This is a genomic window from Vibrio vulnificus CMCP6, from assembly GCF_000039765.1.
Lineage (GTDB): Bacteria > Pseudomonadota > Gammaproteobacteria > Enterobacterales > Vibrionaceae > Vibrio > Vibrio vulnificus_B.
This window is the reverse complement of record NC_004459.3, coordinates 1,262,040-1,282,849: the sequence shown is the minus strand read 5'-3', so window position 1 is coordinate 1,282,849 and position 20,810 is coordinate 1,262,040. Positions and strand designations below refer to the sequence as shown.

17 protein-coding genes and 9 tRNA genes are annotated in these 20,810 nt (G+C 47.6%); 8 read left to right on the top strand and 18 right to left on the bottom strand.

All coding sequences use genetic code 11. The features are described from left to right. Positions 1-2: 2 nt before the first annotated feature. The 7 genes from hflK to tsaE form a co-directional block, all read right to left on the bottom strand. Positions 3-1,202, bottom strand: coding sequence for an FtsH protease activity modulator HflK (gene hflK, locus VV1_RS06170; RefSeq protein ID WP_011079278.1), 1,200 nt, complete (start codon positions 1,200-1,202; stop codon positions 3-5). Positions 1,203-1,247: 45 nt separating this feature from the next. After that, entirely contained in the window at positions 1,248-2,537 is a 1,290-nt protein-coding gene (gene hflX / locus VV1_RS06165; RefSeq protein ID WP_011079277.1) for a ribosome rescue GTPase HflX, read from the bottom strand. 41 nt (positions 2,538-2,578) lie between these two features. Then, the gene (gene hfq, locus VV1_RS06160; RefSeq protein ID WP_011079276.1) at positions 2,579-2,839 is read right to left on the bottom strand and encodes an RNA chaperone Hfq; all 261 of its coding nucleotides are present in this window, start codon (positions 2,837-2,839) and stop codon (positions 2,579-2,581) included. Between the two features lie 177 nt (positions 2,840-3,016). Next, positions 3,017-3,964, bottom strand: a complete 948-nt coding sequence (miaA, locus tag VV1_RS06155) for a tRNA (adenosine(37)-N6)-dimethylallyltransferase MiaA (protein ID WP_011079275.1) — start codon at positions 3,962-3,964, stop codon at positions 3,017-3,019. A gap of 4 nt (positions 3,965-3,968) precedes the next feature. Then, positions 3,969-5,963, bottom strand: a complete 1,995-nt coding sequence (gene mutL / locus VV1_RS06150) for a DNA mismatch repair endonuclease MutL (RefSeq protein ID WP_011079274.1) — start codon at positions 5,961-5,963, stop codon at positions 3,969-3,971. An 8-nt stretch (positions 5,964-5,971) separates the two neighbouring features. Beyond that, the gene (locus VV1_RS06145) at positions 5,972-7,690 is read right to left on the bottom strand and encodes an N-acetylmuramoyl-L-alanine amidase (RefSeq protein WP_011079273.1); all 1,719 of its coding nucleotides are present in this window, start codon (positions 7,688-7,690) and stop codon (positions 5,972-5,974) included. Then, positions 7,684-8,148 (bottom strand): tRNA (adenosine(37)-N6)-threonylcarbamoyltransferase complex ATPase subunit type 1 TsaE, encoded by a 465-nt coding sequence (gene tsaE, locus VV1_RS06140; RefSeq protein ID WP_026130582.1) that lies wholly within the window; start codon positions 8,146-8,148, stop codon positions 7,684-7,686. The genes VV1_RS06145 and tsaE overlap by 7 nt, the downstream gene beginning before the upstream one ends. Before the next feature lie 191 nt (positions 8,149-8,339). Between tsaE and queG the strand changes: the two genes are divergently transcribed. Further along, on the top strand, positions 8,340-9,461 hold the full coding sequence (gene queG / locus VV1_RS06135) for a tRNA epoxyqueuosine(34) reductase QueG (RefSeq protein WP_011079271.1): 1,122 nt from the start codon (positions 8,340-8,342) through the stop codon (positions 9,459-9,461). A 575-nt stretch (positions 9,462-10,036) separates the two neighbouring features. Here the strand turns inward: queG and VV1_RS06130 are convergent. The 10 genes from VV1_RS06130 to orn form a co-directional block, all read right to left on the bottom strand. Next, positions 10,037-10,113 (bottom strand) — tRNA-Met (locus VV1_RS06130). A 42-nt stretch (positions 10,114-10,155) separates the two neighbouring features. Next, a tRNA-Met gene (locus VV1_RS06125) sits at positions 10,156-10,232 on the bottom strand. A 41-nt stretch (positions 10,233-10,273) separates the two neighbouring features. Further along, a tRNA-Met gene (locus VV1_RS06120) sits at positions 10,274-10,350 on the bottom strand. Between the two features lie 42 nt (positions 10,351-10,392). Then, positions 10,393-10,469: transfer RNA gene (locus VV1_RS06115), tRNA-Met, on the bottom strand. A 55-nt stretch (positions 10,470-10,524) separates the two neighbouring features. Then, positions 10,525-10,600: transfer RNA gene (locus tag VV1_RS06110), tRNA-Gly, on the bottom strand. A gap of 34 nt (positions 10,601-10,634) precedes the next feature. Further along, positions 10,635-10,710: transfer RNA gene (locus VV1_RS06105), tRNA-Gly, on the bottom strand. A gap of 33 nt (positions 10,711-10,743) precedes the next feature. Further along, positions 10,744-10,819: transfer RNA gene (locus VV1_RS06100), tRNA-Gly, on the bottom strand. Between the two features lie 33 nt (positions 10,820-10,852). Continuing rightward, a tRNA-Gly gene (locus VV1_RS06095) sits at positions 10,853-10,928 on the bottom strand. Positions 10,929-10,961: 33 nt separating this feature from the next. After that, a tRNA-Gly gene (locus tag VV1_RS06090) sits at positions 10,962-11,037 on the bottom strand. 156 nt (positions 11,038-11,193) lie between these two features. Beyond that, positions 11,194-11,739, bottom strand: coding sequence for an oligoribonuclease (gene orn / locus VV1_RS06085; RefSeq protein ID WP_011079270.1), 546 nt, complete (start codon positions 11,737-11,739; stop codon positions 11,194-11,196). Positions 11,740-11,870: 131 nt separating this feature from the next. Between orn and rsgA the strand changes: the two genes are divergently transcribed. From rsgA to VV1_RS06065, 4 genes are all read left to right on the top strand, one after another. Beyond that, positions 11,871-12,929 carry a small ribosomal subunit biogenesis GTPase RsgA gene (gene rsgA / locus VV1_RS06080; RefSeq protein ID WP_011079269.1) on the top strand — a complete coding sequence of 353 codons (1,059 nt, stop codon included), beginning with the start codon at positions 11,871-11,873 and terminating at the stop codon, positions 12,927-12,929. Positions 12,930-13,037: 108 nt separating this feature from the next. Then, a complete protein-coding gene (gene asd / locus VV1_RS06075) occupies positions 13,038-13,895 on the top strand; it encodes an archaetidylserine decarboxylase (protein WP_011079268.1) in 858 nt (285 codons plus the stop codon). A 160-nt stretch (positions 13,896-14,055) separates the two neighbouring features. Further along, positions 14,056-15,471 carry an SLC13 family permease gene (locus VV1_RS06070; protein WP_011079267.1) on the top strand — a complete coding sequence of 472 codons (1,416 nt, stop codon included), beginning with the start codon at positions 14,056-14,058 and terminating at the stop codon, positions 15,469-15,471. Between the two features lie 116 nt (positions 15,472-15,587). Next, positions 15,588-16,475 (top strand): DMT family transporter, encoded by an 888-nt coding sequence (locus VV1_RS06065; protein WP_011079266.1) that lies wholly within the window; start codon positions 15,588-15,590, stop codon positions 16,473-16,475. Between the two features lie 59 nt (positions 16,476-16,534). Here VV1_RS06065 and gpmM read toward each other — a convergent pair whose 3' ends face one another. Beyond that, on the bottom strand, positions 16,535-18,067 hold the full coding sequence (gpmM, locus tag VV1_RS06060; protein WP_011079265.1) for a 2,3-bisphosphoglycerate-independent phosphoglycerate mutase: 1,533 nt from the start codon (positions 18,065-18,067) through the stop codon (positions 16,535-16,537). Positions 18,068-18,481: 414 nt separating this feature from the next. On the opposite strand from gpmM, the gene VV1_RS06055 reads away from it, so the two are divergent. From VV1_RS06055 to gpsA, 3 genes are all read left to right on the top strand, one after another. Next, positions 18,482-18,916 (top strand): rhodanese-like domain-containing protein, encoded by a 435-nt coding sequence (locus tag VV1_RS06055; RefSeq protein ID WP_011079264.1) that lies wholly within the window; start codon positions 18,482-18,484, stop codon positions 18,914-18,916. Between the two features lie 183 nt (positions 18,917-19,099). Then, positions 19,100-19,567, top strand: a complete 468-nt coding sequence (gene secB / locus VV1_RS06050) for a protein-export chaperone SecB (RefSeq protein ID WP_011079263.1) — start codon at positions 19,100-19,102, stop codon at positions 19,565-19,567. 183 nt (positions 19,568-19,750) lie between these two features. After that, entirely contained in the window at positions 19,751-20,788 is a 1,038-nt protein-coding gene (gene gpsA, locus VV1_RS06045) for an NAD(P)H-dependent glycerol-3-phosphate dehydrogenase (RefSeq protein ID WP_011079262.1), read from the top strand. Positions 20,789-20,810 lie beyond the last annotated feature (22 nt).

Genomic DNA, 20,810 nt, shown 5'->3' with positions numbered 1-20,810 from the left:
TCTTAGTATCTCCCTTGACGTGAACCTGTTGAACGAGACTGCGTGTTCTGAGTGTTGTCAGCCGAGCTCTCTGATTCCAATTGGATTTGATCGTAAGTCGAAGATGATTTCGTTTTACGCTTCGTATCCGTTTGAGAGTCTTGACCCGCCAACTTATCAATCGGCAAGTAAAGTAAGTTGCCACTTGATTCAGAATCAATCAGCACTTTCGATGTGCTTGAATACACTTCTTCCATCGTATCTAGGTAGAGGCGATCACGCGTAACCTTCGGTGCAGCTTGATATTCAGGCAGCAGCTTTTCAAACTGAGCCACTTGACCCAACGCTTCGTTGATGGTGCGTTCACTGTAACCTTGAGCCTCTTTCTTCAGACGCTCTGCGCGGCCTGTTGCTTTTGGCAAGATTTCATTTTTGTACGCTTCGGCTTCACGAATGAAACGCTCTTCATCCTCACGCGCCGCAATCGCATCATCGAATGCATCTTTTACTTGCTCAGGCGGACGAGCCGACTGGAAGTTCACATCCACAATCACTAAGCCCATGTCATAGCTGTCGATGATTTGGTTTAGCGTCTGTTGAGTGCTTTGACGAATTTGCTGACGACCACTGGTCAAAATGCTGTCCATCAATGAGTCACCGATCACGGCACGTAGTGCCGAGTCTGTCGCTTGACGTAAGCTGTCATCCGCATTAGTCACTCGGAACAGGTACTTGTAAGGATCCGCAACACGATACTGAACATCCATCGAAACCGTCACAACGTTTTCGTCTTTAGTCAGCATCGTACCTGATGAACGCAGCGAGCGAATGGCTTGCACGTTCACAGGTGTGACTTCGTCAATAAAACGTGGGCGCCAGTTTAGACCAGGATCAACGATACGATCGTATTTGCCTAGACGTAACACCACGCCACGCTCCGCTTCACCAATGGTGTAGAAGCCTGCGAAAACCCAGACAAGTACGGCAATAACGGCAATGACACCAAAGCCAATTGCACCGCCACCACCAATTGAAGGCCCACGCCCTCCCTTGTTGCCAAACTTACCACCCAGCTTTTGACTCAGTTTGTTAAACACTTCATCCAAATCCGGCGGCCCTTGGTCTCGTCCTCCCGGACGCTGACCACCACGATTATTGTTACCCCAAGGGTCATTATCGCGGCCATTGTTGCCGTTGTTATTTCCAGGCTCATTCCACGCCATTAGAAAGCTCCATCATTTGATATGACGTTATACTGTAGCAGTCCTTTAAGTAACGATAAAGTCACTCAAAACTGCCCCTTCTCTTTTTTCAAGTCTAGACCAATCTACTTGCTGCATTCGAATATCGATCAACAAGTTACCATCCTGATCATATTCTTCCTGTTGAATACATTTCATCTGGAAGAATGTACTACGAAACCGTCCTTGATGTTGTGGAGGGATTCGCAACTGGCACTCCACCATGCTTGAAGCCAAACGTTCCGTCAGCGCTTCAAACAGAAGATCGATACCTTGACCATCCATCGCAGAAAGCCAGACGACTTGGGGTACCCCTTCATCATCGCGCTCAATACGTGGACGTTGGTCTTCCATATTGTCTATCTTGTTCATCACCACGAGTGTTGGTATCTCGTGAGCATTGATTTCTTCTAGTACTACGTGAACAGCTTGAATATTCTCACGAAAACGCTCATCACTGGCATCAACAACATGTAACAAAATGTCAGCTTCTTGCGTTTCTTGCAAGGTTGCTTTAAATGCTGCGACCAGATCATGTGGTAGATGTCGAATAAATCCGACCGTATCCGCCAAAATGGCTGGCCCTACATCCGCCAGTTCAATCTTACGCAGAGTCGGATCCAACGTCGCAAACAATTGGTCGGCAGCATAAACCCCAGCTTCAGTGATACGGTTAAACAGGGTGGATTTCCCTGCGTTGGTATACCCGACCAAAGAAATGGTTGGAATTTCTGCACGATTTCGGGCACGGCGCCCTTGCTCACGTTGTTTCGCTACTTTTTCTAGACGACGCAAAATCGCTTTAATACGCTCACGCAGTAAACGGCGGTCTGTTTCAAGCTGAGTTTCCCCAGGTCCACGCAAGCCAATACCACCTTTTTGCCTCTCAAGGTGCGTCCAACCGCGAATTAAGCGAGTAGAGATATGTCGAAGCTGAGCCAACTCCACTTGAAGTTTACCTTCGTGGGTACGAGCTCGTTGGGCGAAAATATCCAGAATCAGACCGGTACGGTCGATGACTCGACACTGACACAATCTTTCGAGGTTGCGCTCTTGGGCAGGAGAGAGGGCGTGATTAAATATCACGATTTCAGCTCCGGTCAATTGCACAGCTTGAGCAATTTCCTGAGCCTTTCCCTCTCCGACGTAGTATTTGGCGTGTGGTGATTGACGACTTGCAGTAATGACCTGTAACGTTTCTACCCCTGAGGAAGAAACCAACATTTCACATTCTGCAAGGTCTTCCCACTCGCCTTGTTGCGTGAAGTTGACATGAACAAGTACGGCTCGCTCACCGGATTCATAACGGTCAAACAAGCAATCAACTCCTTAAAGTGTTTAAATGATCGATAACGAAATTAATCTTCCGATTTCTCGCTTGGACGATCTGAGCCACGCTCGCCGCTGTGGTGACTCACTGGACGAGCAGGAACCACAGTAGAAATTGCGTGCTTATAAACCATCTGGTTTACTGTATTCTTCAGCAGGATCACAAATTGATCGAACGACTCGATCTGACCTTGCAACTTGATACCGTTTACTAGGTAAATCGATACAGGGATACGCTCACGACGGAGTGCGTTTAGAAATGGGTCTTGTAGAGATTGCCCCTTAGCCATTTTATTTTCCTTATTTAATTTGTAGTTGTAATTATTTAGCTAGTGGTGCACTGCAAAAGAAAATGCCTTTGCATCTGAGCTAAACGAACAAAAAACACCCTTAGTTACTAGCAGCCTAAACAGCAAGTTACCAGAAACTGATCCTTCTTAGAGTGTATTCACGCAAAAACGATCACATTATACACAGCTATCTCTATCAGATGCTATGGCTTCTGAGAGAGTTTCTAGTGACTGTTCAATGTTTTCGCTATCCAACCAAGTTAAATTATCCCAGCTGCGCAACCAGGTAATTTGTCGCTTGGCCAATTGACGAGTTGCACAGATACCACGATAGATCGCTTCATCTAAAGTGCAATTCCCGTCTAAATAGTCCCACATCTGTCGGTAACCGACGCATCGAATGGAAGGAAGATCCGGATGAAGATCCTTGCGTGTATACAAGGCTCTCATTTCTTGTTCAAATCCGGCTTCCATCATTTTATCGAAACGCAGTTCAATACGACGATGGAGCTCTGCCCTTTCCTTGGGAGCTATTGCGAACTGCTTGACACGAAACGGTAAACTTTCCCCTTTCGTTTCCGTCAGCTCAGTAAGAGTTTTACCTGAAATTCGATAAACTTCCAATGCACGCGACAATCTTTGCGGATCATTCGGGTGTATTCTCGCTGCCGATACAGGATCAATCTCTTGAAGCTCATCGTGCAATACTGACCAACCTTTCGTCAATGCTTCTTGTTCAATTTGCTGACGTATTTCAGCATTTGCAGCAGGAAGTGGTGACAGACCTTCGAGTAACGCCTTGAAATACAGCATAGTTCCACCAACAAGCAGCGGAATTTTGCCTTGTGCAACGATCTCGTTCATTGCTGCGAGAGCATCACGACGAAAATCAGCCGCAGAATAGGCTTCGGTCGGATCTAAAATATCGATCAAACGATGCGGTGCCAGTTGTTGCTCGCGTTCATCAGGTTTGGCAGTGCCAATATCCATGCCCTTGTAAATTAGAGCAGAGTCGACACTGATAAGTTCAACTGGATATCGTTGACGCAATCGGATTGCTAATTCCGTTTTTCCCGATGCTGTCGGCCCCATTAAAAACAGAGCTAAAGGTAATTGTTCAGTCATGGTGTCATGTCAGTTGTGCAATCGTTGCCGAGAAATCGACACTCGTGACCAGTTGAGAATCCTGTAGCGGGAGCTTCTCTTGCCAGAGTTGTTCGAGTTCCGAAATAATTTGTATCGCCTCAGAAAGTGTATAGTGGCTTTTCACTTTTGCCACACGCAACGCCAACCACTGCGCCATCGCCGTGTCATTTTGTGCCAGCTCTTCCTTCTGGGCTTGCGAAGCGGCGTAAGATAACAGATCTGGAATAAGAAGTTGTAAATTTTGTTGCCTTAATGGCGCAGGCACCCCCATCACCATCAGGGCTTTCTCATTACGCATTTTGAAGAGGATCCCCATGCGAGCAAAACGATCTTGATGCTCTTGCGCGGCATGAACCAACCCTTTTTCCAGTTTTAGCGAAAGCGGCACCAACAAAGGCTGAGACTTCAATGGCGCTTTATCGCCATTCAGTTGCCCAAGGGTTCGATAGAACTCTGCACGAGCAAGAGAAATCAGTTGGCAACCCGCCTTCGTTGTCGTCAAAAGATAACGTTGCGCCACCACAGATACCGCCTTCCCTAACTCTTGGACAGGAGAGGCGATAGAGGGCGACGGATGACATTCCACATTCTGGGACGGAAAATCCGGGGTATGAAGTAACTCAGCATAGGCTTTGACTTGCTGTTTGCTGGGTGCTGGCTCGCCATAGCGTTCACTCTGATTTGAAGATGTTGTATGGCGCGCAGGGGATCGTGACTCCATCCAAGCCTTGCGCTCATTGTGTGGCGCAGGTGAAACTTCACGGCCTTGTTCACTAGAAAACGAGCTTTCCAAAGGTGCTACTGGCTGTAACTGTTGCTCTTGTCCTGCTTTTCGTGGATAGGCTGGCGCTTTTTCAATCGCATGATAAACCGCTTGTGGAACCTCATTACTTTCGGCAGGAAAGCTGCCTTGTGGAGCAACTTCTGGCTCGGCTTGATAATGAAAAGCTGACTCATTGATTTGCGGTTGCTCGATACTGTCACTTTGCGCCAACGCACTTGCAAGCGCTTGATAAATAAAATCATGCACCAAGCGGGCTTGATGGAATCGCACTTCATGTTTGGCCGGATGAACGTTGACGTCAACTTGATGTGGGTCCAACTCAATGAATAGAACATAAGCGGCAAATTGCTCAGGCTTTAAGCTCGTCTCATAGCTTTGGCGAATGGCATGATTGATGAGCTTGTCGCGCATCATCCGGCCATTAACATAACAATATTGCAGATCACTTTGCTGGCGAGCCCCTTCTGGCGTGGTGATCCAACCGTGAAGTTTGAGGCCTTGATGTTCTAGCTCTATTTTCAGCATGCAACGTACAAACGCTTGACCACAAACGGTGGCTAAGCGTTTTTCTGCCTGAAGATCATTGTGTGCAGCACGGTATTGGCGGATCACTTTGCCGTTGTGGCGTAAGGTTATCGACACATCAAAGCAGCTGAGTGCAATCCGTTTTAGCAGCTCATCAATATGAGCAAATTCGGTTTTCTCAGTACGAAGAAATTTGCGTCTGGCGGGGGTGTTAAAAAACAGGTCGACCACTTCAACGGTGGTACCAATCGGGTGAGCGGTAGGCTGCAGTTTTACCTGCATATCCCGCCCTTCCGTATAAGCACTCCACGCTTGCTCTTGCGTTGCAGGGCGAGAGGTAAGGGTCAAACGCGATACTGAACTGATACTGGCTAACGCTTCTCCACGAAACCCAAGACTCATGATCGCTTCCAGATCGTCCAAGGTGTGGATTTTTGACGTTGCGTGTCGACTTAGCGCAAGGCCCAGCTCATCTTTCACAATACCAGAGCCGTTATCACGGATACGAATCAGCTTTGCGCCGCCTTTCTCGATATCGATGTCAATCTTAGTTGCCCCTGAGTCAAGGCTATTTTCCACTAACTCTTTGACCACAGAAGCGGGGCGTTCAACCACTTCACCAGCCGCTATCTGGTTCGCCAAACGCGCTGGTAGTATCCGGATCGTCATCTCTCTGCCTATTTATTTGGAATAATCAATACCTGCCCAATTGCCAGCTCATCGGAACGCAAGTTGTTCGCTTGGCGGATGCTCGAAACACTCACACCATACTTGGCTGCAATTTTACTCAGAAACTCTCCACGAGCTACCGTGTGTTTGCGGATCGGTTGATCTTTCAAGTTCACGGTGATGCTCAATTTCTGCCCTACCCATAAGGTGTCAGACTTGAGCTTATTCTCTCGACGAATATCAGCGACCGACACTTTATAACGATCGGCAATCATGCCCAAAAATTCACCTTTGCTGACCTTGTGGGTAATGGTCTTGGTTTCCACGGTATTCGGTTGAGCCGCAATCACCTTAGGTCCGGGCACACCACGGTGAATTTTCAACGTTTGACCAATCGACAGAGTTGAAGATTTTAACTGATTGTCTTTCATGATCGTTTGCGTTGAAGTGCCATAACGCTCAGCGATCACACTTAACGACTCACCCCGTTTAACGGTGTGAACAATCGGCTTCGCACTGGAGGCAAACACCGTTCCTTCCGGTGGATTATCTTTCAGGTATTTCAGCACTGCCTTTGAGATCGCTTTAGCCAGCTTATCTTGGTGTGCGCGCTGAAACAGCAGTTTTTCCTCGGTTGGGTTGGAGATAAATCCTGTTTCTACCAGTACTGAAGGGATTTGTGGGGAGCGCAAAACCGCCAAACTGGTGTTGATTGGCTGGCTGTTATGCAACTGCGCAACTTTTCCCATTTCCGACAAAATCTCTGTGGCGAGTTTGTAGCCCTCTTTCTGCGAGTGGCTAAACTGTAAATCCAGTAAGGTTTGGTTGACGTTCTTATCATTGATGTTCGTAAACGCCGCGCCTGAACCACCCAAGATTTCAGATTGCTTTTCGTGATTCTCAACCCAACGTGCAATTTCCGTGTTCGCGCGACGGGTATTCAACACAAACACCGATCCACCACGTGGTTGCGGTGAAGTAAAAGCATCCGCATGCACAGAGATCAACAGGTGTGCGTCGTTTTCACGAGCAATCGCCACGCGGCGGTTGAGGTTGACAAAGTAATCCCCAGAACGCGTCAGCTTGGTTTTGATACCAGGAACCGCGTCAAGCTCTGCGGCAATTTTGTGTGAAATGCTCAATGTGGCATTTTTTTCATAGCGACGCGTCGGACCAATCGAACCTGGGTCTTCACCCCCATGGCCGGGATCAATCACGATCAAAATTTCTTCCGCTCGTTGAACAGATTGAATGTCCTTATTCACCGTTTGCGGTTTCGCATTATTGTTGCTCGATGTCGTTGTACTGCGAGCTTTGTGCGGTAAGTCGATCACCAAGCGGTGCCCGTAGTCACCTCCAGGGGTTGGCGCCAACTTGAACAATTCAGCCGGGGCGCTTTTCTTCAACTCAAACACCAAACGATAGGTGCCTTGCTCTGGCGGTGAGCTTTGACGGATGCGAGACAGCACCGGGCTATCACTGACGGTAATCGGCAGCTTAGTTTTGAGTGATGTACTTTTCAGATCCACCACTAAACGATCAGGCTTGGTCAATGAGAAATAGCTGAAGTTTGCTTCGTCCGCTAAATCTACTACCACTCGAGTTTCATCCGGTGAAGGCCATACCCTCACGCCTTGTAAAACATTGGCCCAAACTAAAGAAGGGATCAAAAAGTAAAGAGCAGACAGCCAAACTGCTGCTTTTTGAATGCGCTTTAAACTCAACATAACTCCAATTTACTGAGCAGCTTTAGGCCATAGTCATTATTTGCTTTTACCTGAGCAATACGTTGTTCACCTTGATAGCGAATATCAATATCCAGATCCGGTTTAGGGAGGAGACCTTCCCCTTTCTCCGGCCACTCCACTAAGCAGATCGCATCCGCGGTAAAATAGTCGCGAATGCCCATGAATTCGAGCTCTTCAGGATCGGCCAAACGGTAAAGATCAAAATGATACACTTGCCAATCGGCTAACTGATAAGGCTCGACTAAGGTATAGGTTGGGCTTTTTACGTTACCAGCATGACCAAGCGCTCTTACAAAACCACGGCTAAAAGTGGTTTTTCCAGCCCCAAGATCACCGTGTAAGTAAATCGTGGTCTGTTGAGAACAAAGATGGGCGAGTTGTGTTCCAAGCAGTATGGTCGCCTGCTCATCTTTCAGTTCGAACTGTTTTGCGTTCATGATCATGTATCTCTGAATATCGAAGTTGACTATATAAAAATCAAAAGAACACGAATAGTAAACCGTGTCCATTTTGAGAGACAAGCACCCAATTGTCATTTCAACGAAAAATCGCTCTCGATTGAGGGTTGTGCTAGAACCTAACGTGAAGATCCAGTAAGATCCGCGTCCGTTTTGAACAGGCAGTCACCATGGATTACCAGCAACTTGCACAGCAAATAAAACAATGGGGAAAAGAACTCGGCTTTGAAAAAGTCGGGATCTGCGACATTGATTTAACGGAGCACGAAGCACAGTTGCAAAAATGGCTCGACGCAGGTTATCACGGCAGCATGGATTGGATGGCAAGACATGGCATGATGCGCGCACGTCCAGCCGAACTCTTACCAGGAACCGTAAGAGTGATCAGTGTTCGTATGAACTACCTGCCTCCTCAAGCGCAATTCGCAGCCGATCTCGCGGATCCGACACAAGGTTATATTAGCCGCTACGCTCTCGGCCGTGACTATCATAAATTAGTGCGCAAGCAGCTTTCTGCCCTCGCAAAAAAAATTGAAGCCGAAGTGGGTCAATTTGGCTATCGCCCTTTCGTTGATTCAGCACCGATCCTAGAGCGCCCCTTAGCTCAAAAAGCTGGGCTTGGCTGGACAGGAAAACATTCGCTCATTCTCGATAAAGACGCAGGTTCATGGTTCTTCCTAGGCGAGCTGCTGATTGATTTACCATTACCAGTAGACCAAGCCAGTGAAGAGGCGTGCGGAAAATGCCAAGCCTGTATCACCTCTTGCCCCACCCAAGCTATTGTCGATAACAAAGTTGTCGACGCTCGTCGCTGCATTTCTTATCTCACCATCGAACACGACGGAATCATCGCGCCAGAGTTTCGTAAAGCAATTGGCAATCGAATTTATGGCTGTGATGACTGCCAATTAGTGTGTCCTTGGAACCGTTACGCAGACTTGACGCAACAAGGTGACTTCCACCGGAGATCGCCCTTGAACAACGCCTCGCTCATTGCATTGTTTCAGTGGGACGAACCGACTTTCCTAAAAAACATGGAAGGCTCCGCGATTCGCCGCATTGGCCATCTGCAATGGCTCAGAAATATTGCCGTCGCGATGGGCAACGCACCTTTCTCTCCACAAATCGTCACGGCTCTTGAGTCTCGCAAGGGAATGAGTGAATTACTGGATGAACACATCAACTGGGCATTGGAAGAACAAGCAGCCCAAGCTGGCCACTTCTCCCTTGATGTAAAAAAGCAAAGACTGATACGCATCGTCGATAAAGGGCTACCAAGAGATGCAAGATAACAACCACACATTTTTGCGTTGCAATATTTGATTCCCATCTCAAATTTCAAAATGTGGAAAAAATTAGCAAAGTTACTTACAAACTCGAAGACAAAAAAAGTTAAACACATATCCAATCAATGACTAGGATCAATAAAGCAGAGCTTAATGATCAAAAAGCAACGTCATTAAAATCAAGAAAAAACGCAAAAACCCTTTAAAAACAAATAAATACAAATTTACGCATTTAAACATTAATTGTAAAAACGAAAAAAGATCCTTTCTTGACAAGAGGAATATGTTGTCTACTCATTGTTATCAACCAAGTTATCCACATTTCATTTTCTGTGGATAAGTCTGTTAATGAACAAGGGAAACACCCTATCTTTCTATGCTAAGAGAGACAGTGGTTTTTAAGGTAGAAAAGTGAAACGACAAAAACATCCGAACATCTGTATCGGACATGGGTTTCATTTTAGGGATTCATGCTTCGCAGCATTATTGAAAGAGCAGTACAGAAGGTGATGATCACCGCCTCATTGCATGACGGGATAGCATCTTTCGCACAAAACAAGGAATTGTCATCGTCCGAAAATTGGTTGCGGGGGCCGGATTTGAACCGACGACCTTCGGGTTATGAGCCCGACGAGCTACCAAGCTGCTCCACCCCGCGTCCGTATTGTGTCACCGTTAAGCACAGTGAGAGCTTTGAAATTGGTTGCGGGAGCTGGATTTGAACCAACGACCTTCGGGTTATGAGCCCGACGAGCTACCAAGCTGCTCCATCCCGCGTCCATGTATGTCATCGTTAAGCACAATGAAAGCTTTGAAATTGGTTGCGGGGGCCGGATTTGAACCGACGACCTTCGGGTTATGAGCCCGACGAGCTACCAAGCTGCTCCACCCCGCGTCCGTATTGTGTCACTGTTAAGCACAGTGAGAGCTTTGAAATTGGTTGCGGGAGCTGGATTTGAACCAACGACCTTCGGGTTATGAGCCCGACGAGCTACCAAGCTGCTCCACCCCGCGTCCGTATTGTTATCGTTAAGCACGATAAAGGCTATTTCATCCACTTGAAAGAAAGTGGAGCGACACACGAGGTTCGAACTCGTGACCTCAACCTTGGCAAGGTTGCGCTCTACCAACTGAGCTAGTGTCGCAATGTCATCGTTAAGCACGATAAGGGCTGTAAACTGGAGCGACACACGAGGTTCGAACTCGTGACCTCAACCTTGGCAAGGTTGCGCTCTACCAACTGAGCTAGTGTCGCATGTCATCGTTAAGTACGATGAGAACTGTAATTTGGAGCGACACACGAGGTTCGAACTCGTGACCTCAACCTTGGCAAGGTTGCGCTCTACCAACTGAGCTAGTGTCGCATGTCATCGTTAAGTACGATGAGAACTGTAATTTGGAGCGACACACGAGGTTCGAACTCGTGACCTCAACCTTGGCAAGGTTGCGCTCTACCAACTGAGCTAGTGTCGCATGTCATCGTTAAGTACGATGAGAACTGTAATTTGGAGCGACACACGAGGTTCGAACTCGTGACCTCAACCTTGGCAAGGTTGCGCTCTACCAACTGAGCTAGTGTCGCAATCAACAACGTTTTACGTCGTTCAGGGCTGCGAATTATAAGAGCATTTTTTTGTGATGCAAGTCCTTCGTAGAAAAAATCCTTAAATTTTTTCCGTTCGATGAAAAAGCGCACAAAGCAGCTAAAAATTCATCGCCCTAGCGCGTGAAATCAATACTAAATCTTAAAAATGGTTTGGCGATAGAACTTAAGTTCTGCAATAGATTCCCGAATATCGTCGAGTGCTAGGTGAGTTCCCTGCTTAGAAAAACCTTTCAATACTTCCGGATTCCATCTTCTAGTCAATTCTTTCAAAGTACTGACGTCGATATAACGGTAGTGAAAATAGCCTTCAAGCTCAGGCATATGGCGGTACAAAAAACGACGATCTTGCCCAATGCTGTTACCGCAGATTGGCGATACTCCTTTAGGTACCCACTTTTCTAAGAAAGCGATGGTTTGTTCAACCGCCTCCTGCTCAGTAATTTGACTACCACGCACTCGCTCTACGAGACCACTACCCGTGTGTGTATTGGTACACCACTCATCCATTTTTGCGAGTTCCTCTTCTGACTGATGAATCGCAAGTACCGGTCCTTCGGCTAAAATGTTTAGCTCGCTATCGGTGACGATAGACGCTATTTCAATAATTTTATGAACGTCAGGATCCAAGCCTGTCATCTCAAGATCGATCCAAATTAAGTTCTGATCGCTAAAGGACATAGATGAGTTGCCTATTTGTTTGCTGCTAAAAGAGGTACTATACCTCAAAATAGTAATAACAAGATACTTCGATAATGTAGCGAAAGTCGTCATACTTAGCTCGTTATCAGCGAACAAATAAAGTAGATATCGTGGCAAAAAAGAAGAAGTTAACTCAGGGTCAAGTACGTCGTGTACGCGACAACCAACAAAAAAGACTGAAGAAACAAGCCGACACCATTCAATGGGATGAAGCAATGTTGGGTGATAGCCGTAGAGGGCTAGTGATCACACGTTTCGGTCAACACGCAGATATTGAAGATGCCGAAACCGGGCTGATTGAGCGCTGTAATTTGCGTCGAGGTATTGAATCACTGGTTTCCGGTGACAAGGTCATTTGGCGCAAAGGCTTAGAGTCAATGGCCGGAATTTCAGGCGTGGTTGAAGCTGTAGAGCCGCGTACTTCAGTGTTAACTCGACCTGACTATTACGATGGTTTAAAACCCGTTGCGGCCAATATTGATCAAATGGTCATTGTCTCATCGGTGCTGCCAGAGTTGTCACTCAATATCATTGATCGCTACTTGATTGCGGCAGAGACCCTTGGTATCGAGCCGCTGTTGGTGTTAAACAAAATCGATTTGTTGCAAGAAGCCGAGCTCGCTACGTATCGTGAGTGGTTGGCTGACTATGAGAAAATTGGCTACAAGATCCTTTATGTGAGCAAACGCTCTGGCGCTGGCATTGCAGAGCTCGAAGCGCAATTGCAAGATCGCATCAATATCTTCGTCGGACAATCAGGCGTGGGTAAGTCGAGCTTGGTGAATGCGCTCATTCCTGAGCTGGATATCGAAGAAGGGGAAATCTCCGAGCTATCCGGTTTGGGCCAACATACGACAACAGCAGCACGCCTCTATCACATTCCGTCAGGTGGTAACTTGATCGACTCTCCAGGGGTTCGTGAGTTTGGGCTCTGGCACTTGGAGCCAGAAGAAATCACCAAAGCCTATCTTGAGTTTCGTCCTTACTTGGGTGGCTGCAAGTTCCGAGATTGCAAGCACGCGGATGATCCAGGCTGTATCATTCGTGAGGCTGTAGAAAATGGTGAGATCAGCGAAGTACGCTACGATAATTACCATCGCATTATTGAAAGCATGGCGGAGAACAAAGCCAATCGCCAATATTCGCGCAATAAGAAAGCGGACTTATAACGCGTATTGTTGTGTAAGTTTTCGTCACCGATTACTGACAAGTGGAATAATTTTCAGTAACATCACGCGCCCGAAACAAGAATCAAACAGACATCATCGGTATTTATAATGGATAAGATTAAAGTTGGACTGCAGTACTGGATCCCACAACATGGCCTGACTCGCCTAGTGGGTAAATTGGCTTCCGCCAAAGCAGGCAGCCTGACCACAGCGATCATTCGCTGGTTTATCAAGCAGTACAACGTCAATATGGATGAAGCGAAACACGCCGATCCTAAACACTACAAGACGTTCAATGAGTTCTTTGTGCGTGAGCTAAAAGAAGGCGCACGTCCAATTGCTGAAGGTGATGCGATCATTACCCACCCAGCGGATGCTTGTGTCAGCCAGTTTGGCCCTATTACCAACGGCCAATTGATTCAAGCGAAAGGGCATGACTTCTCCGCTCAAGAGCTGTTAGGCGGTGATGCTGCTCTTGCTGAAGAATTTAAAGACGGTAGCTTCGCGACGTTGTATCTGTCACCTCGTGATTACCACCGTGTACACATGCCATGCGATGGTACTCTGCGCCAAATGATTTACGTTCCTGGTGATCTTTTCTCGGTGAATCCTCTGACAGCAGAGAATGTACCCAACCTATTTGCTCGCAATGAGCGCGTGGTGTGTATCTTTGATACTGAGTTTGGTCCTATGGCTCAAGTGCTTGTTGGTGCGACCATTGTTGGCAGTATTGAACAAGTATGGGCGGGTACCATTACCCCACCTCGTGGCAATACGGTATACAAATGGGATTATCCTGCTTCTGGTAACCATGCGGTTATCTTGAAGAAGGGCGAAGAAATGGGTCGCTTCAAACTCGGATCAACCGTCATTAACCTTTTTGCCAAAGACGCGATTCGCTTTGATGAGTCGATGGCCAATGGCCAACCAACGGTAATGGGCACCCCATACGCCCACCAGCAATAAGTTTATTTTTAGCCCCAACAACCGTTGGGGCTTTTTCTTGACGAAAAACAAAACTCTTCATAAAAAATCAACGGAATTCAGAAACTTCAACCCGCCTCTAAGATGTTCTTTGCACAATGAATTAACCTAAGTTTTCACGTGAAATCTTGAGGTGTGATGAATGCAGAAATTGAACATGACTGTGGTATGGAAGCTGCTGGTTTGTTTTGCGCTCCCTATCGGCATTTTGTTAATGCCCATCGATGCGATTCCTATCGATGATTTGACGCTCATTCAACATCGACTACTGGCCATCTTTCTACTTGCAGCCTTACTTTGGGTTTTAGAGCCCGTGCCCGTTTTTGCCACTTCAATTCTGATCATCGCTCTCGAGCTGATCATGATTTCCGATAAAGGATTACACCTGTTCCGTACCCCGCCCGCCGGACACGATCTCGGTGAGTTGATTGGTTATACCGACATTTTTTCTGCGTTTTCCTCGCCAATCATCATCCTTTTCATGGGCGGATTTGCACTCGCCATTGCCGCATCAAAATACGAGTTAGATAACAACCTCGCTCGGGTACTGCTCAAGCCTTTTGGCCAGCAACCCAAATTTATTATGTTGGGATTGATGCTGATTACCGCCGTGTTTTCGATGTTTATGTCCAATACCGCGACTACGGTCATGATGCTGGCGTTATTGGGGCCCATCGTTGCCTCGGCACCGAAAGGCGATTTGGGCATTAAAGCGCTAGTATTGTGCATCCCAATTGCGGCGAACACGGGTGGTATTGCGACCCCGATTGGTACCCCGCCCAACGCCATTGCGTTGCAATATTTAACTGGAGAAAACAGCATCGACTTTCTCAGCTGGATGGCAATGGGTTTACCCTTTGTTCTTGTTCAGTTGACCATTGCTTGGCTTTTATTGCAGAAACTCTTTCCTTCTAGCGAAGCGAAAATGACGCTGAAATTAGACGGCAAGTTCAAGAAAAGCTGGCGTGCCGTGGTGGTGTATATCACCTTTGCCGCCACGATTTTGCTATGGATGACCACGCAATTGCACGGCATGAATACCTATGTAGTGGCCATCATTCCGCTGGCAGTGTTTACATTGACGGGCATTATGGGCAAAGAAGAACTCAAGCTGATCAACTGGGACGTACTTTGGCTGGTCGCGGGGGGGATTGCCATTGGTATCGGCTTGGAAAAAACCGGGCTGGCGAAAGCCTTAGCGCATGCCATCAATTATGAAGCTTTGTCGCCTTTTGCCATCATCGTATCGCTCTCCTTAGTCTGCTGGCTTATGGCGAACTTTATGTCCAATACCGCGACCGCCAACTTGTTGATGCCAATCGCGGCCGCCATCGGTACCTCAATGAGCAGTTTAGAAGCCGTCGGAGGCTTACAAGGCTTGCTGGTGGTGGTGGCATTCTCAGCCTCGCTCGGGATGATTCTTCCTGTATCAACGCCTCCCAACTCGCTCGCCTACTCTACCGGCCTAATCGAGAGCAAAGACATGGCCAAAGTCGGCTTGCTGATCGGTGTGATTGGCTTAGCCATCGTCTATGGGGCCGTTTTGATTCTCGCTTAATGAGAGAGGATAATGAGAAAGCACGACCACAAGGCGGAGAAAGTCACGTCTGTGCTTTGCCAAGATGATAACTTGAGGCATATTGTCGATCTCTTCAATTAGGGATCACACAATCAATGGGATTTGAATGGCTTGCACTGGCCGCAGCACTACTGTGGGCGATCGCCAGTTTACTTTCGGTCACGCCGGCTCAGCATTTGGGGTCGTTTGCTTACAGTCGTTGGCGAATGGGATGCACGGCGGTCATGCTCTCCAGTATGGCTCTGTTTACCGGAGGCTGGTCGAGTGTCATGGCAGAGCACATCACGCCCATGATGTTTTCAGGCTTAATTGGCATCTTTATTGGCGATACCGCGCTATTTGCTTGCTTAAATCGTATGGGACCTCGCCAAGCGGGCTTGCTCTTCTCTTGCCATGCCGTCTTTTCCGCCATTCTCGGTTACTTTCTATTTAGCGAAAGTATGACGTCAATGGAGCTACTCGGATCGCTGCTGGTGTTTTCCGGCGTTGTTCTGGCGATCTTTTTTGGCCGACGTGGACAAAGTCAGAATGCACTGGAAACCGTCAAAGGTGCAGCTTGGATCGGCATCGCCTTGGGGTTACTGGCGGCTCTATGCCAAGCACTAGGGGGCATTATTGCCAAGCCAGTGATGCAGACTGACATCGATCCTGTCGCAGCATCAGCGATTCGTATGATCAGCGCTTTTGTGGCACATTGCCTCCTACGAGCCACTGGCGCAAAAATTTCTCGGGCAACACAAAAAATGAATGGGCGTATCTTTACCATTACCGCCATTAACGGCTTTCTCGCCATGGCGGTGGGCATGACGTTGATCCTGTACGCTTTGCGCGATGGGAATGTCGGAATGGTCGCCTTGCTCTCCTCGACAACCCCAATCATGTTATTGCCAATACTGTGGATCTACACCAAACAACGCCCCAATCGTTACGCGTGGCTTGGTGCCTTCGTCGCAGTGGCGGGGACAGCCATCTTAGTTCAGTGACGCACAGAGACAAAAAAGCCCGAGTCATGCTCGGGCTTCCATTTAGCTGTTTAGCAAGCTTACTTAACCAATACTTGGCCAGTCATCTCTGCTGGAATCTCTAGACCCGCTAGAGACAGCATAGTTGGTGCTAGGTCAGACAGTTTACCGCCTTCCTTGAACTCAACAGCTTTGTCACCGACATAGATAAGTGGTACTGGTAGGCTAGTGTGAGCTGTGTGGATACCGCCGGTTTCTGGGTCAACCATCATTTCTGCGTTACCGTGGTCTGCTGTGATCAATAGCTGACCACCCACTTCTTTGATCGCTTCAACCACTTGGCCAACGCTTGCATCCAGCGCTTCAATCGCTTTTTCTGCAGCTTCATAAACACCAGTGTGACCAACCATGTCCGCATTCGGGTAGTTACAGATAATGGTGTCGTACTTACCAGACTTAATCGCCGCAACCATTTTCTCAGTCAGCTCAGTTGAGCTCATTTCTGGTTGAAGGTCGTAAGTCGCCACTTTAGGAGAAGCGACAAGCTGACGCTCTTCACCTGCAAATTCCGTTTCCACACCACCGTTGAAGAAGAAAGTCACGTGTGCGTATTTCTCAGTTTCAGAAATACGTAGCTGCGTTTGACCCTGCTTAGACAACCACTCACCGTAGGTGTTTTCTAGCGATGCAGGTGGGAATGCGATAGCAAGAGGAATGTCTGCTGCGTATTGAGTCAGCATCACAAAGTTCACTGCAGGGAATACTGCGCGTTCAAAGCCAGCGAAATCAGCGACGAAGGTACGGGTGATTTGACGTGCACGGTCTGCACGGTAGTTCATGAAGATCACCGCATCGCCATCTTGCATTGCGGCACTTTCTTGGCCTTCCGCTTTGATTTCTGTCGCTTTAACGAACTCATCGTTTTCACCACGCTCATACGCGGCAGCAAGACCTGCTACTGCTGAGTCATAAGTGAAGTCTGCCTTCGCTTGAGTAAGAAGATCGTAAGCCACTTGAACGCGATCCCAGTTGTTATCACGGTCCATGGCGTAGTAACGACCCACCAAAGATGCCACGCGGCCTTTACCTAGCTTAGCGAATAGATCTTGGAAGCGTTGTAGAGAACCTTCTGCACTACGTGGTGGTGTATCACGACCATCAAGGAAGCAGTGTAGGTAAATCTTCTCAGCGCCACGCTCTGCTGCCATTTCTACCGCAGCAAGAATGTGGTCTTCGTGTGAGTGAACACCACCAGGAGACATCAGACCCATGATGTGAACCGCTTTTTCCGCTTTCACTGCAGTGTCAATCGCTTCAACAAGCGCTGCCGTTTGCTGGAATTCACCATCTAGGATTGATTTCGTGATACGAGTGAGATCTTGGTAAACCACGCGACCTGCGCCAATGTTGGTGTGACCCACTTCAGAGTTACCCATTTGGCCGTCAGGCAGACCGACATCCATGCCAGAAGCAGAGATAAGCGTGTTTGGTTGATTCGCAATCAGCGCGTCCATAACTGGGGTTTTTGCGTTTGCGATAGCGTTGCTTGCTGTGTCTTCACGGTAACCGTAACCGTCAAGGATAACTAGAGCCAAAGGCTTCTTAGCAGACATAGTGATGACCTCGTCAAATTTCAGTAACTTTCGGCACTTAGGGCTCATTCCCTGTTTGCCTTGAAACAAAACTAGCGTAATTTTACTACACTTTTTAAGCAAAACTGTAGGATAAGATCAAATTATGTTGGCGAACCCCCGTTGTATTCTTACAGGCCATAAAGAAAAAGGCGCTTAACCAACCACCAATTATAGTTTCGCTTGGGCAGAAAGATTTCATTGCCATTATAATCCACCACTTCGACTCTTTTCTAAAGTCGATATCGCCAATCACTTCGATAGCCCAAACCGACATGAGGCGAGATAAGATCCCATTTATTGGTTAGAAAGTTTTAACTCACTCGCCACTCGCGACTAACCTCGTTATACTCCTTGCCACTTTATTTTTCCGCTTATGGTTCGAGAGCAAACAAGATGCAAGAGTACATCGACTTTATTCAGCAAAATATGATCATGTTTTTGGCATGGGTTGGCCTAGTGATCGCCGTGATAATGAGCTTCGTGAAATCGGCTACCGCCGCGTACAAGATCATTACTGTCAACGAACTTACCGCATTGGTAAACCGTGAAAACGGCCAAGTGATCGATATTCGTGCGAAAGACGAGTTCAGAAAAGGTCACATCACCGACGCAGTTCACATTTTGCCATCAGACATCAAGAACGGTAACTTCGGTAGCCTTGAAAACCGTAAATCTGACCCAATCATCGTAGTATGCAAAACAGGCCAAACCGCGCAAGAAAGCGCTAACCTGTTGGCTAAAGCGGGTTTTGAAAACGTCAGCGTATTGAAAAACGGTCTGATTTCGTGGAGCGAAGCAAACTTACCTTTGGTACGTAGCAAACGTTAATCCCCACTAAAACCCGTCAGATAACTGGTTATTATCAAAGCAGTTAATCATCTAAGTTGTGATACTTGGCACGTAATGACGGGTTGATCTGGTCATTGATGAATGGCTCGGTTAGTCTCAGGGCAGACACATTCAAGGCTTGAAGCGACAAGTCTGATTTAACGAATATTGAAGGATTTAAAAATGGCTGAAGCAGCACCACAAGATACCCAACAACACTTTGCTATCCAACGTATCTTCCTAAAAGATGTTTCTTTCGAAGCGCCAAACTCACCAGTCATGTTCCAAAAAGAGTGGAACCCAGATGTGAAACTGGATCTAGATACGCAAAGCCGTGAGCTAGGTGAAGGCGTTTACGAAGTCATTCTACGTTTGACGGTCACCGTGAAAAACGCAGAAGAAACGGCATTCCTATGTGAAGTGCAACAAGGCGGTATCTTCACAGCAGAGAAGATGGAAGCAGGTCAATTGGCTCACTGCCTAGGTGCATTCTGTCCAAACATCCTATTCCCATATGCGCGTGAAACCATTTCAAGCCTAGTGGTGAAAGGTACGTTCCCTCAACTGAACCTAGCGCCAGTAAACTTTGATGCGCTGTTCATGAACTACCTACAACAGCAAGCTGCACAACAAGGTGCAGAACAAGCTTAATTCCGTATGGAATTCCCCTCTCACTGGCCACAGTGAAAGGCATTAAAAGAAATGCACATGCATCCTAAAACACGATGTTATGTGCATTTTTTATTGGATCTAACTTAGGTAAGCGATACCCAAGCTCGCTTTAATGAGGGTATACTCTGCCAATCATCATGAAACCAACCATCAGGTAAACGCATGACTCAAACACTGGTTAATAACGCCTACGGCAAAGAGATTTCAATGACTGTGATCGGCGCAGGTTCGTACGGCACATCATTAGCAATCTCACTTTCACGTAACGGTGCCAACGTTGTCCTTTGGGGACATGAACCAGAGCATATGGCTAAGCTCGAGGCGGATCGCGCAAACCACGAATTCCTGCCCGGTATTGAGTTCCCACCGAGCCTGATTGTGGAATCCGATTTAGCAAAAGCCGTGCAAGCGAGCCGAGATCTGTTGGTTGTCGTACCAAGCCATGTGTTTGGTATTGTGCTCAATAGCTTAAAACCCTATCTGCGTGATGATTCTCGTATCTGCTGGGCCACCAAAGGTCTTGAACCTGAAACCGGTCGCCTTCTAAAAGACGTCGCGTTTGATGTACTGGGTGAACACTACTCGTTGGCCGTGTTGTCAGGCCCAACCTTTGCCAAAGAGCTGGCTGCAGGCATGCCAACTGCGATTTCAGTCGCCTCACCAGATGCGCAGTTTGTCGCAGACCTACAGGAAAAAATCCACTGCAGCAAAACCTTCCGTGTTTATGCCAACAGTGATTTCACTGGCATGCAACTCGGTGGCGCGGTGAAAAACGTCATCGCCATTGGTGCAGGGATGTCTGACGGAATTGGCTTCGGTGCCAATGCTCGTACCGCATTAATCACTCGTGGTTTGGCGGAAATGTGTCGTTTGGGGGCTGCGCTTGGAGCACAACCAGAAACCTTTATGGGCATGGCAGGTTTGGGCGATCTGGTGCTGACGTGTACCGACAACCAATCACGTAACCGCCGCTTTGGTCTTGCACTTGGGCAAGGAAAAGACGTCGATACGGCGCAAGCGGATATTGGCCAAGTGGTCGAAGGCTACCGCAACACCAAAGAGGTGTGGATGCTGGCACAACGTATGGGCGTTGAGATGCCTATTGTTGACCAAATCTATCAAGTATTATATCAAGGAAAGGATGCGCGCCTGGCAGCGCAAGATCTGCTGGCTCGCGATAAGAAATCCGAAGGAAAATAAGGACACTTTGGCCCCATTCCAA

Coding starts and splice junctions, on each gene's coding strand:
- VV1_RS06145 (WP_011079273.1), bottom strand. CDS start 7,690: ATGTTGAGTTTAAAGCGCATTCAAAAAGCAGCAGTTTGGCTGTCTGCT.
- VV1_RS06065 (WP_011079266.1), top strand. CDS start 15,588: ATGGGATTTGAATGGCTTGCACTGGCCGCAGCACTACTGTGGGCGATC.
- hfq (WP_011079276.1), bottom strand. CDS start 2,839: ATGGCTAAGGGGCAATCTCTACAAGACCCATTTCTAAACGCACTCCGT.
- VV1_RS06070 (WP_011079267.1), top strand. CDS start 14,056: ATGCAGAAATTGAACATGACTGTGGTATGGAAGCTGCTGGTTTGTTTT.
- hflK (WP_011079278.1), bottom strand. CDS start 1,202: ATGGCGTGGAATGAGCCTGGAAATAACAACGGCAACAATGGCCGCGAT.
- gpsA (WP_011079262.1), top strand. CDS start 19,751: ATGACTCAAACACTGGTTAATAACGCCTACGGCAAAGAGATTTCAATG.
- orn (WP_011079270.1), bottom strand. CDS start 11,739: ATGTCCTTTAGCGATCAGAACTTAATTTGGATCGATCTTGAGATGACA.
- miaA (WP_011079275.1), bottom strand. CDS start 3,964: ATGACTGAACAATTACCTTTAGCTCTGTTTTTAATGGGGCCGACAGCA.
- secB (WP_011079263.1), top strand. CDS start 19,100: ATGGCTGAAGCAGCACCACAAGATACCCAACAACACTTTGCTATCCAA.
- asd (WP_011079268.1), top strand. CDS start 13,038: ATGGATAAGATTAAAGTTGGACTGCAGTACTGGATCCCACAACATGGC.
- queG (WP_011079271.1), top strand. CDS start 8,340: ATGGATTACCAGCAACTTGCACAGCAAATAAAACAATGGGGAAAAGAA.
- VV1_RS06055 (WP_011079264.1), top strand. CDS start 18,482: ATGCAAGAGTACATCGACTTTATTCAGCAAAATATGATCATGTTTTTG.
- gpmM (WP_011079265.1), bottom strand. CDS start 18,067: ATGTCTGCTAAGAAGCCTTTGGCTCTAGTTATCCTTGACGGTTACGGT.
- tsaE (WP_026130582.1), bottom strand. CDS start 8,148: ATGAACGCAAAACAGTTCGAACTGAAAGATGAGCAGGCGACCATACTG.
- mutL (WP_011079274.1), bottom strand. CDS start 5,963: ATGACGATCCGGATACTACCAGCGCGTTTGGCGAACCAGATAGCGGCT.